Source organism: Shinella sp. HY16 (assembly GCF_028534175.1).
In the GTDB taxonomy this organism is placed as follows: domain Bacteria; phylum Pseudomonadota; class Alphaproteobacteria; order Rhizobiales; family Rhizobiaceae; genus Shinella.
On record NZ_JAHYXL010000002.1, the window covers coordinates 342,180 to 358,458 of the forward strand.

Sequence of the window (16,279 nt, forward strand, 5' to 3'; positions counted from 1 at the left end):
GCGGATCAAATCCTGATGGTCGGCATCCGCAGTCTTTTTGGGGGGCGTCACGTCATTGGTGCGGCATCGGATCACCGCCATTATGACGAAGGCGAGCATGACGAGGGAGGCGTGATGATGCCAGCCGTGACATGACCGGGTTTCGTTGTGATCGGGGCCGAGCTCGTTCTTGGCGGTCTCGAAGCTGTCTTCGATCGCCCGGCGATGGCCTTTAACGGAAACGAGTGTCTGGATGCCGGTCCCGTCCAGGCACCAGGTGGTAATGAATGCGAGATCACCGTCGCTAGTATTGCGCCGGATCAGGAGCCCACGGGCCCAAAGCCCCGATTTCGTCTCGGTATATTCGTCGGCATCGAGATCAGCGAGTTCGCAATAGGCCCAGTCATGAAGCCGCGCGCCTTTGGTGCCCTCACCGGCGGAGAGACGCTGCGATGCACTTGGATCGAGATCACGGGCGATCTCCTGCGCTGTGCCGGCCACCGGAGGCTTGCCCGACCAGGAGCCGAAATAGTGGTCCGATTTAACCCCAAGAACGTAGCTTTTGCAGGCTCGGCGCAGGGTCCCTTCGACGTCCCCGACGCCATACACCGCATCTTCGGCCACCCATGAAAACGGCACATCGGCTGCCATCGCACGCCGTATCATATCGACAGCCAGGCCTGGCTTGGTAGCGAAGGCTATAGCCTCAGGAACGTGAGTTGCTGCAAGCCTTGCCGGATCGCCAGTCCAGCTCTTGGGCAGGTACAGGGCTCGATCGATAAAGGCATGACCGCGAACGGACACACAGGCGGCGAACGCTCCGATCTGGCAGTTCGTTATCTTGCCTGCCGAACCTGGATATTGACGTGCACCAACGCACGATGCCGCGAAGTGCGTCCGCGTCCCAACGCCCGCGACCCAGAACGGCTTATTGCCGCCATGGACCGGGATCACCGGCCGCCTCAGCGCGCATCCAACCTGTCTTACGCCGCTCGACACTCAGCAAACCGTCCAGGAAAAGGTTCGCAGATGCTGCAACTCGCTCCTACGTAAACAGTCCGTGCATACGAGCCTTCACGTCACGCAACAATGATGCCCAAAGCTCAAGCGTCGTCTCGATCGATGCACCTGCCATCCACGACCTCCGAATCATTGAGACCCATAGATTGAGACCATAGATAAATATGCAACTGCAATGCCGATGAGATCGCCCGCTCCGGTGCGGATGCGGTGACGTGTTTCTTCCTCGTGAACGAGCCGGATGCGGCGCGGGTCGCGGATCACCGTGCGCACCTAGCCGAGATCACCCGTATCTGCCGCCAGATTGGCTATCCGGTGATCGTCGAGGCGCTTGTGGTCGATGATCAGGGGCACACGGTTCGAAAGACGCGGGATATATTGCACGCCGCGCGGCTTGCGGCCGAACTTGGCGTCAGCGTTCTGAAGATCGATTCCCCGCTGGAGATTGCTGATCTCGAAGTCGTCGTTGGATCGGTGAATGTACTGGTCTGCATCCGCGGCGGGACGCCGCGCGACAAGGAGGTTGATACCCTTGCCGATGTCGACGCCTATATGCAGGCCGGTGCAAGGGGCATCGTCTACGGGCGCAGCATCTTTCAGGCCGTGGATCCCGCGCACATCCTGTCGAACATCCATCGTGTGGTTCACGGCGGCATCGCCTGACACAGCCTCCCCGGACCATTCTGTCAAGGCGGTGATCGTCGCCCTGGCGGGATGGATCCGGGCGTTCGCTTTTTCCCGCCTATTCCGTCGTGCGTACAGTTTCCGGCTCGAAGTAGGATGAGAACCGACGGGAGAGCTCGCCGAGATCCAGCATGACCCGCCGCAGGTGGAGTTTCATCACCTCCTGGGCACGATCCATGTCGCCGCCCGTCACGGCCTCCAGCATATCCTGATGGTCCTGCACGAGCTGGTCGAGCTGTCCGGCCTGCACCGACAGGCGGCGGACGCGATCCATGTGCTTCTTCGCATCAGAAATGAACCCCCAGACGCCGTCGCGCCCGGCCAGGCTGCAGTAGAGCGCATGCATGCGCTCGTCGCATTCGAAGAACAGATCCGGATTGTCTTCCTGAATGGCAAGCTCCTGTTCCTCGATCGCCTGGCGGATGCCGAGCAGGATGCGCCGGTTCGATTGCCGGGCTGCTTCCGCCACGATCGCAAGTTCGAGCTGCTCGCGGACGAATTGCGCCGTCCGTACTGCGTCCATGCGGATCGGTGCGACCACGACGCCGGCCCGGGATCTGAGATCGACCAGTCCTTCCGCGGAAAGCCGGGACAGGGCCTCGCGGACGGGCGTCCGGCTGACGCCCAGCAACTCGGCCATCGCGTGTTCACCGATCGGCTCGTTCGGCTTCAGCTCCAGTCCGATGATTTTGCGCGAAAGCGTGCGGTAACAATGCTCCGCCGCCGAGATTTTCGTATCACGCGCCATGGGTGAAAGGCCTTTTGTTTTTTTGCATGCAACTCTCCCTTGATTGCAGGATAGCCTGAAAAATAATCATTTTCTACTCATCCAAACGTCGAAGCTTGACCAGGTTTAAAATCTTGCATACAAGAATGCAAAGACATCTGGGAGGATATCGATGACAATTCGTGACAGGCTGCGGCCCGCTGCTTTGCGGGTCATTGCATCGACCGCGCTGGCGGTCTTCATGGCGGGAGCGGCGAGTGCCGAGGAGGTGACGATCGGCGCGCTCTATCTCGATGCGCAAGGTTTCTATGGCGGCATCAAGAAGGGCATCGAAGCGGGCGCCGGCGATGAGAGCGTGCGTCTGCTTGGCCAGAATTCCCAAGGGGATGCGGCCAAGGAGGCACAGTTCGCTTCCACGCTGATCGCCTCGAAGGTCAAGGCCATCATCATGTCTCCGGTGTCGGCCACGGCCTCCGTGCCTGTCGTGAAACAGGCAGCGGAGGCCGGTATTCCGGTGATCTGCTACAATACCTGCGTGAACGACGAGGATGCGAAGAAGTATGTCAAGGCGCTGGTGACGACCGACCAGTACAAGCTCGGTTATGATGTCGGCCTCGTCGCCGGCGACTATTTCAAGGGCAAGGGCGTCGACAAGCCGCGCTTCGGCATCCTGAACTGCGACGTCTACGAGGCCTGCGTTCAGCGCAAGGCCGGCTTCAAGAAGGCGGTCGAGGAGAAGGTGCCGGGTGTCGAATGGGCGGCCGACCAGGCGGGCTTCGAACCGGGCAAGTCGACCGAGACGGCGACGACCATGTTGACCGGCGACACGGCGATTAATGCCATGTTTGCGACCACTGACAACGGCACGATCGGCGCCATCCAGGGCATCATGGCCTCCGGTCGCGAGGGGCAGGCCGTGGTGTTTGGCAACGATATCAGCGTCCAGCTCGCGCAGTATCTCGTCAACGCCCCTGAAACGCTGATTGCCACCAATGGCCAGCAGCCGCAGCAGATGGGCAAGGATTCCGTGCTCATGGCGCTGAAGGCCATCAAGGGCGAGGCGATCGACACCTATCTCACCATCGTGCCGACGGAGATGTTCCTGTCCGCCGATCCGGACAAGGTGAAAGCCTGGCTGGAAGCGCGGCCCGACGGCATCCCCTGAAACCAGCCGGTTTCCTCTCGGGAGGGGCGCGGCTTGCTGTGGCCTTCCCTTTTCATCAACGCAGTCAGTGGCATGGTCCCCATGGTCGAACCGCTCGTTCATATGCGCGGCATATCCAAGGCGTATCCCGGCGTCGTTGCCTTGCGGGATGTGGACTTCGCCATGGCGCGTGGCGAGGTCCGCGCCCTGCTCGGCAAGAACGGAGCGGGCAAATCGACACTCGTGAAAATTCTGGCGGGTGTCGAGCGACCGGACGAGGGGGCGATTGTGATGGACGGCAAGGCCCTTGTGCTGCGGACGCCGATGGACGGTATCCGGGCCGGCATCGCCACCGTGCATCAGGAATTGAGCGTGGTGCCTGAGCTTTCCATCGCTGAAAACGTCTTTCTCGGCCGGTGGCCCAAGCAGGGCGGGCGCATCGATTGGCGCGGGATGCAGCGCGAGGCGCATGACGCGCTGGCGGTGCTTGGCCTTCATCTCGATCCACGCCAACCGGTCGCGCGCCTATCCGTTGCAGAGCGCCAGCTCGTCGAGATCGCGCGCGCCCTCAGCCAGGGGGCCCGGCTGCTCATCCTCGATGAACCGACCAGTTCGCTCGTCGCCCAGGAGGCGGAGACGCTGATCCGCGTGGTGCGGCAGCTTGCCGAACAGGGCACGAGCATCGTCTACATCTCTCACCGGATGGATGAGATCCGCAAGGTGGCGCAGTCCGTCACCATCATGCGTGACGGCCGCCACATCGCGACCGCGCCGGTCGCCGATGTTTCGAACCGTCAGATCGTCGAAATGCTGCTGGGTGGCGCGCAGGGCGAGGGCGGAGCTCCGCGCCTCGCCGACGCGTCTGGTGTACGCCGCCCGCTGCTCGCCATCCAGGGCCTCCACGTCGCACCGCGCATCCAGGATGCAAGCTTCGAGATCCGGGCGGGCGAAGTGCTCGGCATTGCCGGTGTGCTTGGCTCCGGCCGCACGGAGCTGTTGCAGGCGATTGCGGGGCTGCGCGCCACCCAGGGTGGCTCCATGACGCTTGATGGCAGCGCCTTCCAGCCTGCAAGCCTGCGCGAGGCGCGGGCGAACGGCATCTTCATGACGCCGGAGGATCGCCGCGGCGAGGGGGCGGTGATGATGCTCGGCATCGACGAGAACCTCGTCATGGCGAGCTGGCGGTCGGTCTCGCGCGGCGGCGTGATCGACCGCGTCGCGATGCGCGGGAAGGTCGCCGCGTCGATCCGCGCGCTTGGTATCAAACTGGCGCACCCCGGTGAACCGCTCGGCAATCTCAGCGGTGGCAACCAGCAGAAGGTCGTCATCGGCAAGGCGCTGAATGCTGCGCCGCGCATCCTGCTGCTCGATGAGCCGACGCGCGGCGTCGATATCGGCGCCAAGCGGCAGATCTACCAGTTGATGCGGGACGCTGCTGCGGATGGCCTCGCGGTGGTCTTCGTCTCCGGCGAGATCGAGGAGTTCTGCGAGGTCTGCGACCGTGTCCTCATCCTGCGGAGCGGCAGCATCACGGGAGCGGTGGAGGGGTCGGCGATCCGCACGGAGACGCTGACCGAACTGACGACGGGCGAACAGGGAGTGCATTGAAAATGGCCCATACTCAATCCGAACTCTACCAGAAGTTCGACCTGCGCCACTTCCTGAGCGGGCGCGCCAACGAGATTGGCCTGCTCGTCGCCATCCTCGTGCTCTATGCTTTTCTTACGGCTTTTGCCTCGAATTTCATGACGCTGCCCAACCAGCTCAACATCCTGCGCGATGCCGCCTTCGTCGGCATCATCGCCTGGGGCATGACACTGGTGCTGATCAGCGGCGAGATCGACATTTCCGTCGGTCCGCACGTCGCGTTTGCCGGCGTACTTCTCGCCTCGCTGGCGCAATCGGGCGTACCGCTTGCGGTCGCAGCACTGGTGGTCATCGTGCTCGGCGCGCTGATCGGCTGCTTCACCGGCGTGCTGCGCGCCTTTCTGGACGTGCCGAGCTTCATCGTCACGCTGGCACTGTGGCTGGGCTTGCGCGGCACCGCACAGGTCATGTCGGATGCCGTGCCGATCGTCATCATGGATTTCAGCTTCCAGCGCCTCGGTGCGGGCTGGCTTCTCGGCATCCCGACGCCGGCGGTTATCATGCTCGTCCTCTTTGCCGTCTTCAGCTTCGTGGCGACGCGCACGGTCTTCGGCCGCAGCGTCTATGCGGTCGGCGGCAATGCGGAGGCTGCGCGCCTTTCCGCCATTCCCGTGGCGCGGGTGCGCATCCTCGTCTTCGCCATTACCGGCGCGCTGGCCGCGCTGACGGGAATCCTGATGGCGAGCCGCCTCGGCTCCGGCAACAGCGGCGCCGCCTCCGGCCTGGAATTCGACATCATCGCGGCTGTCGTGGTGGGCGGAACCAGCCTCTTCGGCGGACGTGGCACCATGCTCGGCACGCTGCTCGGCGTCATCTTCATCGCCGCCCTTGTCAACGGCCTCGTCCTGATGGGCGTCGACCCCTTCGCACAAGGCATCGTGCGCGGCGTGGTCATCCTCGTTGCCGTCATGGTCAACATCATCAGCATCAAGCGTATGCGGGGACGGGCATGACCGCGATCTTAACCAGACCAAACCGTGCGGCCGTCCTCCTGTCGCCCAACCACGTCGAGTTGCAGGATTGGCCAGAGCCGGCGGCAGGGCCGAACGACGTCGTGGTGGAGATCTCAGCCGTCGGCGTGTGCGGGTCGGATGTGCACTATTTCCGCCACGGGCGCATCGGCAACCTCGTCTGCGATCGGCCGATCGTGCTTGGACATGAGGCCGCTGGCACGGTCGTTGCGACAGGTGGCGCGGTCACGCATCTTGCGCCCGGCGATCGCGTGACGCTCGAGCCGCAGCGGCCCTGCGGCCATTGCGAACAGTGCTGGTCCGGCGCCTACAATCTCTGCCGCGACGTGGTCTTCATGGCGACGCCACCCTATCACGGTGCCTTTGCGCGGCGGGTCGTCAATCCGGCCGATTTCACCTTTGCCATTCCCGACAGCCTGTCCTTCGAGGAAGCGGCGCTGATCGAGCCGCTGGCGGTCGGGCTATGGGCGACGGAACGGCTCGACCTCAAGCCGGGCAGCTCGGTCCTGATCATCGGCGCCGGGCCGATCGGCCTGCTGGCGGGGCAGGCGGCGGCCGCGCGCGGAGCGACGCGCATCGTCCTTTCCGATATCAATCCGGCGCGTATCGGCCTTGTCTCGCGTTTCCCGCGCTTTACCGCACATGATGCGGCTGCCGATCCGGCCTATGAGGCGATCGCCGAAGTCGATGCCGTGATCGAATGCAGCGGGGCGCCGACGGCGGTGACGCGCGCCTTGCCGCGCATCCGTCCACGCGGCGGGCTTGCACTGGTCGGCATCAATCCGACGGGTGTCGCCTCGGTGGATTTCTGGCCTGCCATGGAGCGGGAGCTCTCGATCCATGGCGTCTTCCGCTATGCCGGCATGTATCCGAGAGCGATCGCCCTTGCTTCAAGCGGACTCGTGGATCTGAAATCCGTCATCACGGACCGTTTCGGCCTGGAGGAGACCGCGGCGGCGCTGGCCAAGGCGAGCGATGATCCATCGTCGATCAAATCGGTGGTGCTGCCATGAAGACCTCGGCTTGCCTGCTTCTCGATGCAAAAGATATCGTCGGCGAGAGCATCATCTGGTCGGGCGAGGAGAGCGCCCTCTATTGGGTCGATATCGTCGGCCGGCGCATCCATCGGCTCGAACCGGCAAGCGGCCGCCATGATATCTGGCCGACACCCGATTTCGTGACCTCCATCGGTATGCGGGCGGATGGCGGTTTCATCGTCGGCCTTCGCCGCTCGGTTTGCCTTTGGCAGCCCGGTGGCGCTTTCGAAGAGTTCGCGGTGCCCGAGCCGGATCTGCCGGACAACCGCCTTAACGAGGGGCGTGTCGCGCCGGATGGCGCCTTCTGGGTGTCGACCATGCAGAGCAACCTCCACCCCGACGGTTCGCTCAAGAATATGGACCGCAATGCCGGTGCTATTTACCGCATCGATGTCGGCGGCCATGTCGCGCGGCTGACACCGAACGAATACGGCATCACCAACACGATGGCCTGGACACAGGATAGCCGCTTCTTCTTCGCCGATACGTTGGCGAACGAGATCTACCTCTTCGATTGTGACGTCGCGACGGGGACCCTCACCAACCGGCGAACCCTTGCAGCCGGATTTTCGCGCGGTTTTCCGGATGGGTCCTGCCTGGATGCCGAGGACCGGCTGTGGAACTGCCGCGTTGCGGGCGGTGCGGCGGTCGCCGGTTTCGACGGGCAAGGCGGCCTCGTCGGTCTCGTGGAGCTGCCCGCGGGCTGGCCGACGAGCTGCACTTTCGGCGGGCCGGACCTATCCACCCTCTATGTCACCTCGGCGCGTTTCACCATGTCGGCCGACCATCTCGAGGCGCATCCGCTGGAAGGTGGGCTTTTCGCCGTCGAGGGTGTCGGCCGTGGCCTCGCCGAGCCGAAATTCGGGGCGCCTGCCCAAAAACCGTCCGTTGCGGAGAAAGCATGATGAGTGAATTTGACGGCAAGAGCATCGTCGTGACCGGTGGTAGCCTCGGCATGGGGCTCGCATGCGCCCATCGTTTCGCGGCAGGCGGCGGCAAGGTGCTGATCGTCGCGAACGACAAGGCCTCGGTCGACGAGGCCGTGGCGGCGATCGGCGACAGGGCCGCGGGTTTCGTCGGCGATGTGCGCAGCAAGGATGCCATGGCGGCAGCGATCTCGGCAGCGGTCGCACGTCACGGCGGCGTCGACGTACTTGCCTGCTGCGCCGGCATCCAGCGCTACGGCACGGTGGTCGATACACCTGAGGACGTTTGGGATGACGTGCTCGACATCAACCTCAAGGGTATCTTTCTTGCTGCGAAGTTCGCCATTCCTGAAATGCAGAAGCGCGGCGGCGGGGCGATCGTCGTCATCTCCTCGGTGCAGGCCTATGCCTCGCAGGCGGGTGTCGCCGCCTATACGGCGAGCAAGGGTGCCATCAACGCGCTGGTGCGCGCCATGGCGCTCGACCATGCCCCTGACAACATCACGGTGAACGCCGTTTGCCCTGCCTCGATCGACACGCCGATGCTGCGCTGGGCGGCGGACATCTGGAAAGGCGACGGCACGGCCGAGGCGACGCTCGACGCCTGGGGGCGGGGCCACCCGCTCGGCCGTGTTGGAAAACCGGCCGAGGTCGCCGATCTCGTCGCCTTCCTTGCCAGCGACAAGGCCCGCTTCATCACCGGCGCCGACGTCAAGATCGACGGCGGGGTGCTTTCGAAACTCGGCATCATCATTCCAGACTGATCGGAGGCTCCCCCATGAAACCGTTTCCCGATTTCCGCTCGAAGACGTTCCTCCTCGCCCACATGCGCGAGATCATGGATTTCTACCATCCGATCTGCCTGAACAGGGAGGACGGCGGTTACTACAACGAATATCGCGACGACGGTTTCATCACCGATCACAAGACGCAGCACCTGGTCTCCACCACGCGCTTCATCTTCAACTATGCGACGGCCGCCGTGCTCTTCCAGCGGCCGGATTTCGCCGAGGCTGCCGCTCATGGCATCAAATATCTCGACGAGGTGCATCGCGACCCCGACCACGGTGGCTATTTCTGGTTGATGCATGGCCGCGAGGCCGTCGATACGACCAAACATTGTTATGGCCACGCCTTTGTGCTGCTTGCCTATGCCGCGGCGGCGAAAGCGGGCGTTGCAGGCATGGCGGAGAAGGTCTCGCAGACCTGGGATCTTCTCGAACGCCGCTTCTGGGAAGCGGACCGCGAACTCTACAGGGACGAGATCGGCCGTGATTGGCAGAGGGTTTCGCCCTATCGCGGCCAGAATGCCAACATGCACATGACCGAGGCCATGCTGGCGGCCTACGAGGCGACGGGCGAGACCCGCTATCTCGACCGTGCCGAGACGCTCGCCCGTCGCATCTGCGTCGAGCTTGCCGCGGGTGCGCAGGGTGTCGTCTGGGAGCACTATCGCCAGGACTGGTCGATCGACTGGGACTACAACAAGGACGATCCCAAGCACCTGTTCCGTCCCTACGGCTACCTGCCCGGCCATATGACGGAATGGACCAAGCTGCTCCTGATCCTCGAACGGTATCGCCCGCGGGACTGGATCCTGCCCAAGGCCATCCTGCTCTACGAGACGGCGCTGGCCAAAAGCGCCGATCTCGAATTCGGTGGCCTGCACTACAGCTACGGCCCGGATAGCAAGCTCTACGATCTCGACAAGTACCACTGGGTCCATTGCGAGACGGTGGCCGCTGCCGCGGGCCTTGCCGCGCGCACCGGCGCGGAGCGCTACTGGCAGGATTACGAACGCCTCTGGCGCTACAGCTGGCGGCATCTCGTCGATCACGATTACGGCTGCTGGTTCCGCATCCTTTCGCCCGAAGGCGAGAGACAGAGCGACATCAAGAGCCCGCCGGGCAAGACCGACTATCACCCTTTCGGCGCCTGCTACGAAATTCTTCGCGTGCTGGGCGAGGCGAAGTAGCGCCTGACTGAAAAACGGCCAGCCGCGCCACGCGCTCCGCGGCTCGCATCTCGATAGAGAGCGCAAGCGAAGATCATGGGAGGGAATGACATGCTGAAGACATCGCTGGCCGCATTGGCTCTGGGTGCTGCGCTGACCACAGCCGGCGGAGCTGTGGCTCAGGAGAAGCCGAAATTCGTCTATCTGACACAGACCGGCATCGACAACAGCTTCTGGCAATCGATCAAGAAGGGCATGGACGATGCCTGTGCGCAGTTCGAGGCGGATTGCCAGCTCATCTTCACCACGCCGAACGGCGACCTGCAAAAACACCTGCAGAACCTCGACACCGTCGTTGAACAGGGTGTCGACGGCATCGTCACCGTCATCGTCAACGACGACCTCTACGACGAGACGATCAAGAAGGCGGTCGACAAGGGGATTCCCGTCATCACGGCCAATGTCGATGACAGCCAGGGCGCCGCCGGCAATGCACGCAACGCTTTCGTGGGGCAGGATCTTTTCGAGGCGGGCTACGTGCTGATGAAGGGGCTCCACGCGAAGATACCGGCCGACCAGCCCATCCACGCGCTGCTCGGCCTGTCGCGGCCCGGTGAAAGCTGGGCGGAAGCACGTATCGGGGGCGCCAAGAAATTCTTGGACGAGGCCAAGGCCGCCGAGCCGAACCGGCAGATCAGCTATGAGGTGATCGACAGCTCCAACGACATCTCGGTCACCGCCTCGCGCATCTGCCAGTATGTGCAGGGCAAGCCGGAGACCAATGCCTATGTCGATGCCGGCTTCTGGGGCGCGGGCGCCGGCGAATGCCTGCGCGACCTCGGCATCAAGCCCGGCCAGCTGCACATGGCGACCTTCGATCTGGTGCCCGTTGTGCTTGATGAGATGAAGAAGGGCTATGTCGACATCACCATCGACCAGCAACCCTACTACCAGGGCTACCTGCCGATCCTCCAGCTCGCGATGATGAAGAAGTTCGGTCTCAGCGCGTTCGACGTCAATACAGGCAAGGCGGTGGTCGAGCCGAAGGATCTGGAGCAGGTCGAAAAGTTCATGTCGATGGGTGTCCGCTAAGCCCACCGTTTCCCAGCCCTTCCGCCAAGGCGCGGGAGGGCCCTTCAAAGGCCTGACACGATGAAACCCAATATCCGCAGCCTGATGGCGCGGCCGGAAATGGCAGCGCTGCTGATCTTCCTCGCCCTGTTCGTGACCTTCAGCATCATCAACGACCGGTTTCTCACGACCGGCAACATGACCGTCTACTTGCAGCCGATCCCCGAGCTGGCGATTGTCGCGATGGGCATCACGATCCTGATCATTGCCGGGGAGTTCGACCTCTCCGTCGGCTCGGTCTTCGGCCTGTCGCCGATGGTGACGGTGCTCCTGATGCAGGCCGGTTGGCCGACGGCGGCGGCCATCCTGATCGGCCTTACGCTGGCGGCGTTGATCGGCCTTGCCAACGGCCTGATCACGCTAAAGCTCAAGATTCCCTCCTTCATCGCGACGCTCGGCATGCTGTTCATGGCCCGCAGTCTTGCCATCGTGCTGGCTGGCGGTTTCCCGCCGGTGTTCCCGCGCGAACTCGACGTGTCCTGGCTTGTCGGGCGGCTCGACCTCGGGCTTGTCACGCCACGCGTCTCGCTGCTCTACATGATCGCCATTGCGCTCGTTCTCGGCTTCGTGCTGCGCCGCATGGATTTCGGCCACTGGATCTTTGCGACCGGCGGCCATCCGCAGGCGGCGCGCGACATGGGCATCAAGACCGAGCGGGTGAAGATGGTCTGCTTCATGCTCTGCGCCACGCTCGCCGGCCTTGCCGGCATCATCCAGAGTTTTCGCGTCAAGGTGATCGTGCCGAACCTCGGCACCGGTCTTGAAATGCAGGCGATCGCCGCGGCCGTCATTGGCGGTGTGGCGCTGACCGGTGGGGTCGGCTCCATCCTCGGCGCGGTCGTTGGCACGCTGCTCATCGCCATGATCGAGAACATTCTCATCCTCAGCGGCGTCAATGCCAATTGGTTCATGTTCGCCGTCGGCGCCATGATCGTGGTGGCGGTCGTCCTCAACACGCAGACCCGGCTGAAGGCCGAAGGCATGAAGGGGTAAGGCCATGAGCACTGCCGTCAATCCGGCCGAAGAGCCGATCATTAAATGCGTTGGCCTGCAAAAATGGTACGGCGCCGTGCATGCCCTGAAGAATGTCGATTTCCATGCCGCGCGCGGCGAGGTGATCGGCCTCGTCGGCGACAACGGCGCCGGCAAGTCCACGCTGATCAAGATCCTGTCCGGCGTGCATACGCAGGACAAGGGGGACATCCTCATCGAAGGCCGCAGCGTCTCCATCACCGGCCCTGAGGTGGCGATGGGGCTCGGCATCGAGACCATCTACCAGTACACCGCCATGGTGCCGGAAATGTCGATCGCGCAGAACTTTTTCATCGGTCGCGAACCACTAAAGTTCGGGCGGCCCGGCTTCGGCATCGTCGACCGGGAGAAGATGGCGCGGGAAGCCATGGAGGGCCTGCGCGGCGTCGGCCTGCATCTGCGCGGTGCCGACACGCCGGTGAAGGCGCTGTCAGGCGGCCAGCGCCAGGGGGTAGCGATCGCGCGCGCCATGCATTTCCGTTCGAAGGTGCTGATCCTTGACGAGCCGACCAACCACCTTTCGGTCAAGGAGACCAACAAGGTGCTGGACCATGTCGTGGAACTGAAGGGCCTCGGCGTAACCTCGATCTTCATCAGCCACAACCTGCATCACATCCACCCGATTTCCGACCGCATCGTCGCGATGGCGCGGGGCGAGAAGATCGCCGACCTGCCGGCCAGGGATATCAGCGTGGACGAGATGACCCGGATGATCAGCTAGCCGGGCGTTTGGCCCGGCCATTTGCAACAGACAGACCGCATTGGAGCCTTCCATGAAGCGACCGAAAATCACCGATATCCGCGCCACGACCGTCACTGTTCCGCTGGAAGCGCCGCTGCGCCATTCCAACGGGGCGCATTGGGGGCGCTTTGTGCGCACCATCGTCGAGGTGGAGACCGATGTGGGCATCGTCGGCCTCGGCGAGATGGGCGGGGGTGGGGAGAGCGCGGAGGCGGCCTTTCGGGCACTCAAATCCTATCTCGTCGGGCATGATCCGTTCGAGCTGGAAAATCTCCGCTTCATGATCTGCAATCCGACCGCCAGCCTCTACAACAACCGCACGCAGATGCATGCGGCCATCGAATTCGCCTGTCTCGACATCATGGGCAAATTCCTTGGTGTGCCGGTCTATGACCTGCTCGGCGGCAAGATGCGCGAGAGGGTGCCTTTCGCCAGCTACATGTTCTTCCGCCTGCCCAACAAGGAGACCGGTGAGGGCGAGACACGCACTGCCGACCAGCTCATCGAGCAGACGCTGGCTCTCAAGGAAAAATGTGGCTTCACCTCGCACAAATTGAAGAGCGGCGTCTTCCCACCTGGCTACGAGCTGGAGGTTTATCGCGCCTGGGCAAAGGCGCTTGGGCCGGACAGCGTGCGCTACGATCCCAATGCCGCCTTCAGCGTGGAGGAGGCGATCCGCTTCGGCAAGGGTATCGAGGATCTCAACAACGACTACTACGAGGATCCGACCTGGGGCCTTAACGGCATGCGCCGCGTGCGCGAAAACACGACGATGCCGCTTGCCACCAACACGGTCGTCGTCAATTTCGAGCAGCTCGCCGCCAACATCCTCAACCCGGCGGTCGATGTCATCCTGCTCGACACGACCTTCTGGGGTGGCATCCGGCCCTGTGTGAAGGCCGCGGGCGTCTGCGAAACCTTCCAGCTCGGTATCGCCGTGCATTCTTCGGGCGAACTCGGTATCCAGCTTGCCACCATGCTGCATCTCGGCGCGGTCGTGCCGAACCTCGTCTTCCATGCGGATGCGCATTATCATCAGCTTGTGGACGACATCATCGTCGGTGGGCCGATGCGCTATGAGAACGGCGCGATCAAGGTGCCGTCGGCGCCGGGGCTCGGCGTGGAGATCGACCGCGACAAGCTCGGCAAGTATGCCGACCTCTACAAGACGCTGGGCGGCTACCCCTATGATCGCGATCCCTCGCGCGAGGGCTGGTTCTCCGTCGTGCCGAACACGCGCTGGGCCGATCCGAACGACGGTCGGGTCGTCGATTATTGACGGGTGACGATATGGAACTCGATCTGCAAGGCACCTTCGTCGGCCGCGTGTGGCTTCCCGCCGTGGCCGGCCCCTCCCTTGTCGTGCTGCGGGAGGGAGTGTTGGTCGACATCACCTCCAGCACCGCACCGACCATGCGGGACCTGCTCGAATTGGACGACCCCGTCGGCTTCGTGCGGGCTGAGACCGGCTCCCGGATCGGCCGCCTGGAAGAGGTCCTCGCCGCATCCGGGCAAAAGGATGCGGCACGACTTCTCGCGCCCTGCGACCTGCAAGCGGTCAAGGCCTGCGGCGTGACCTTCGCCCGCTCCATGATCGAGCGGGTGATCGAGGAACGGGCTGCCGGGGATCCTGCGCGTGCGGCAGCGATCCGAGATCGGGTGGCGGCCCTGGTCGGTGCCAGCCTTCGGGATCTCAAGGCGGGCTCGAACCAGGCGATGAAAGTCAAGGTGGCCCTCGTCGAGGAAGGGCTCTGGTCGCAATATCTTGAGGTGGGCATCGGCCCGGATGCCGAGGTCTTCACCAAGGCGCAGGTGCTGTCGTCGGTCGGCCATGGCGCGGAGGTCGGGCTGCACCCGATATCGTCGTGGAACAACCCGGAGCCGGAGGTCGTGCTCGCCGTCGACAGCCGGGGCCGGGTGCGGGGTGCCACGCTCGGCAACGACGTCAACCTGCGCGATGTCGAAGGCCGCTCCGCGCTGCTTCTCGGCAAGGCCAAGGACAACAACGCCTCCTGCTCCATCGGACCGTTCATCCGTCTTTTCGATGAAACCTACTCCATCGAGGACGTGCGCAATGCCGTTCTTCATCTGCGGGTCGAGGGTGAGGACGGTTACGTACTGACCGGGCACAGCTCCATGCAAGAGATCAGCCGGGACCCGCTCGATCTCGTCGCCCAGACGATTGGCGCTCACCATCAATATCCGGATGGCTTCATGCTCTTTCTCGGCACATTGTTTGCACCCGTCGAGGACCGCGACGTGGCCGGTCAGGGGTTTACCCACAAGATCGGCGATACGGTCACCATCTCCAACGACCGGCTCGGCTCCCTGGTCAATCGGGTGAGGCTTTCCGACGAATGCGCGCCCTGGACCTTCGCTGCGTCCCATCTGATGCGCAATCTCGCGCAACGCGGCCTGCTGGGTGCTTATGGAGCAGGCGCCAAGGGTTCCGAATTGGTTGACGCCAGTCGGAAACCGGGATGAAGAGGCCCGATAGGCATCGCCGCCGTAGCGGCTCAGAAGACCCTCGGTCTGAAACATATGCAGGTCCTGTTCAAGGATTTCCGGAGCGGCGCCAGTGCCGTCGCTTCGAAAACGGTCGACGGCTACATGATCCTCGCCGACAAGCCGGTCGAGCCCGATCCGAAGCGGCAGCTCTCGAACGTGCTCTCCTTCGCCATTTCGCCGGGCACAGTGCTCACCTCGGTCGGCCGCGACTATCTCATCCCCAACGAGCTTACCGTCACCATCCGCAACCGGGACAAGGACAAGCCGCTGCTTTCGGCGCGGGCGGCGGACAGCATGCCGGGCTTCACGCTGGTCTTCCCCGCCGTCTGGGTCGAACCCGGCGAGGAGGAGACGTTCACCGGCACGACAGCCCTGACGGCGGTGGCGCTGGTTGGAGACATCGAGGTTGTGCCGGCGAGCGATGCGAAACACGGCTGGACGGTTTCCGGCCCCGACGCCGACAGCCTCGTCAGTGCGATACGGCCGAACCCCGACAACCGCGAACTGATCGGCAAGGGCGGCGCGCTGATGCTGCACATTTCCGATCTCAACACCAGCCTGCCGCCCTTCGCCACGCAGGTCTACGTGCTCTATTAAGGCATCGACGGCTACGATCCCGGCTACGAGACGCTGACGCTCTACCGCCAGATCCCCGAGCCGCAGATCCGCAGCTTCATGGCCTGGCCGCCGTCGCTGTTCTGCGGCGAGGAGAGCCGGCTCAGCTGGTCGGTGCTCGGCTGCGACCGGATCGAGCTGTCCTATGTCGAATACGGCACC

15 protein-coding genes and 2 pseudogenes are annotated in these 16,279 nt (G+C 63.5%); 14 read left to right on the forward strand and 3 right to left on the reverse strand.

Annotated features, from left to right (window positions below):
• Nucleotides 1-5: 5 nt before the first annotated feature.
• Nucleotides 6-978 (reverse strand): annotated as a pseudogene (locus K0P03_RS21960) (IS701 family transposase).
• Nucleotides 911-1,132: pseudogene (locus K0P03_RS35705) on the reverse strand (IS701 family transposase); the annotation flags it as partial. The pseudogenes K0P03_RS21960 and K0P03_RS35705, both read right to left, overlap by 68 nt.
• Nucleotides 1,133-1,161: 29 nt before the next feature.
• On the opposite strand from K0P03_RS35705, the gene K0P03_RS21965 reads away from it, so the two are divergent.
• Nucleotides 1,162-1,662, forward strand: coding sequence for a hypothetical protein (locus tag K0P03_RS21965; protein ID WP_082342692.1), 501 nt, complete (start codon nucleotides 1,162-1,164; stop codon nucleotides 1,660-1,662).
• 79 nt (nucleotides 1,663-1,741) lie between these two features.
• Here K0P03_RS21965 and K0P03_RS21970 read toward each other — a convergent pair whose 3' ends face one another.
• The gene (locus K0P03_RS21970) at nucleotides 1,742-2,431 is read right to left on the reverse strand and encodes a GntR family transcriptional regulator (RefSeq protein ID WP_272790664.1); all 690 of its coding nucleotides are present in this window, start codon (nucleotides 2,429-2,431) and stop codon (nucleotides 1,742-1,744) included.
• Between the two features lie 151 nt (nucleotides 2,432-2,582).
• Between K0P03_RS21970 and K0P03_RS21975 the strand changes: the two genes are divergently transcribed.
• From K0P03_RS21975 to K0P03_RS22035, 13 genes are all read left to right on the forward strand, one after another.
• The gene (locus tag K0P03_RS21975) at nucleotides 2,583-3,575 is read left to right on the forward strand and encodes a substrate-binding domain-containing protein (protein ID WP_272790665.1); all 993 of its coding nucleotides are present in this window, start codon (nucleotides 2,583-2,585) and stop codon (nucleotides 3,573-3,575) included.
• Nucleotides 3,576-3,656: 81 nt separating this feature from the next.
• Nucleotides 3,657-5,162, forward strand: coding sequence for a sugar ABC transporter ATP-binding protein (locus tag K0P03_RS21980; protein WP_272790666.1), 1,506 nt, complete (start codon nucleotides 3,657-3,659; stop codon nucleotides 5,160-5,162).
• A 2-nt stretch (nucleotides 5,163-5,164) separates the two neighbouring features.
• Nucleotides 5,165-6,154, forward strand: coding sequence for an ABC transporter permease (locus K0P03_RS21985; RefSeq protein ID WP_023515650.1), 990 nt, complete (start codon nucleotides 5,165-5,167; stop codon nucleotides 6,152-6,154).
• Nucleotides 6,151-7,185 (forward strand): NAD(P)-dependent alcohol dehydrogenase, encoded by a 1,035-nt coding sequence (locus tag K0P03_RS21990; RefSeq protein ID WP_272790667.1) that lies wholly within the window; start codon nucleotides 6,151-6,153, stop codon nucleotides 7,183-7,185. Before K0P03_RS21985 ends, K0P03_RS21990 begins: the two co-directional genes overlap by 4 nt.
• Nucleotides 7,182-8,114, forward strand: a complete 933-nt coding sequence (locus K0P03_RS21995) for an SMP-30/gluconolactonase/LRE family protein (RefSeq protein ID WP_272790668.1) — start codon at nucleotides 7,182-7,184, stop codon at nucleotides 8,112-8,114. Before K0P03_RS21990 ends, K0P03_RS21995 begins: the two co-directional genes overlap by 4 nt.
• Nucleotides 8,114-8,899, forward strand: coding sequence for an SDR family NAD(P)-dependent oxidoreductase (locus tag K0P03_RS22000; RefSeq protein WP_272791092.1), 786 nt, complete (start codon nucleotides 8,114-8,116; stop codon nucleotides 8,897-8,899). The genes K0P03_RS21995 and K0P03_RS22000 overlap by 1 nt, the downstream gene beginning before the upstream one ends.
• Before the next feature lie 14 nt (nucleotides 8,900-8,913).
• Nucleotides 8,914-10,110 (forward strand): AGE family epimerase/isomerase, encoded by a 1,197-nt coding sequence (locus K0P03_RS22005; RefSeq protein WP_272790669.1) that lies wholly within the window; start codon nucleotides 8,914-8,916, stop codon nucleotides 10,108-10,110.
• A gap of 90 nt (nucleotides 10,111-10,200) precedes the next feature.
• Nucleotides 10,201-11,181 (forward strand): sugar ABC transporter substrate-binding protein, encoded by a 981-nt coding sequence (locus tag K0P03_RS22010; RefSeq protein WP_024270332.1) that lies wholly within the window; start codon nucleotides 10,201-10,203, stop codon nucleotides 11,179-11,181.
• Between the two features lie 60 nt (nucleotides 11,182-11,241).
• A complete protein-coding gene (locus tag K0P03_RS22015) occupies nucleotides 11,242-12,213 on the forward strand; it encodes an ABC transporter permease (RefSeq protein WP_272790670.1) in 972 nt (323 codons plus the stop codon).
• A gap of 4 nt (nucleotides 12,214-12,217) precedes the next feature.
• On the forward strand, nucleotides 12,218-12,973 hold the full coding sequence (locus K0P03_RS22020; protein WP_050746202.1) for an ATP-binding cassette domain-containing protein: 756 nt from the start codon (nucleotides 12,218-12,220) through the stop codon (nucleotides 12,971-12,973).
• Between the two features lie 52 nt (nucleotides 12,974-13,025).
• The gene (locus K0P03_RS22025) at nucleotides 13,026-14,273 is read left to right on the forward strand and encodes an enolase C-terminal domain-like protein (protein ID WP_050746203.1); all 1,248 of its coding nucleotides are present in this window, start codon (nucleotides 13,026-13,028) and stop codon (nucleotides 14,271-14,273) included.
• An 11-nt stretch (nucleotides 14,274-14,284) separates the two neighbouring features.
• Nucleotides 14,285-15,478 carry a fumarylacetoacetate hydrolase family protein gene (locus K0P03_RS22030; protein ID WP_272790671.1) on the forward strand — a complete coding sequence of 398 codons (1,194 nt, stop codon included), beginning with the start codon at nucleotides 14,285-14,287 and terminating at the stop codon, nucleotides 15,476-15,478.
• Between the two features lie 57 nt (nucleotides 15,479-15,535).
• Nucleotides 15,536-16,099 carry a hypothetical protein gene (locus tag K0P03_RS22035; RefSeq protein WP_272790672.1) on the forward strand — a complete coding sequence of 188 codons (564 nt, stop codon included), beginning with the start codon at nucleotides 15,536-15,538 and terminating at the stop codon, nucleotides 16,097-16,099.
• The last annotated feature ends 180 nt before the right edge of the window (nucleotides 16,100-16,279 follow it).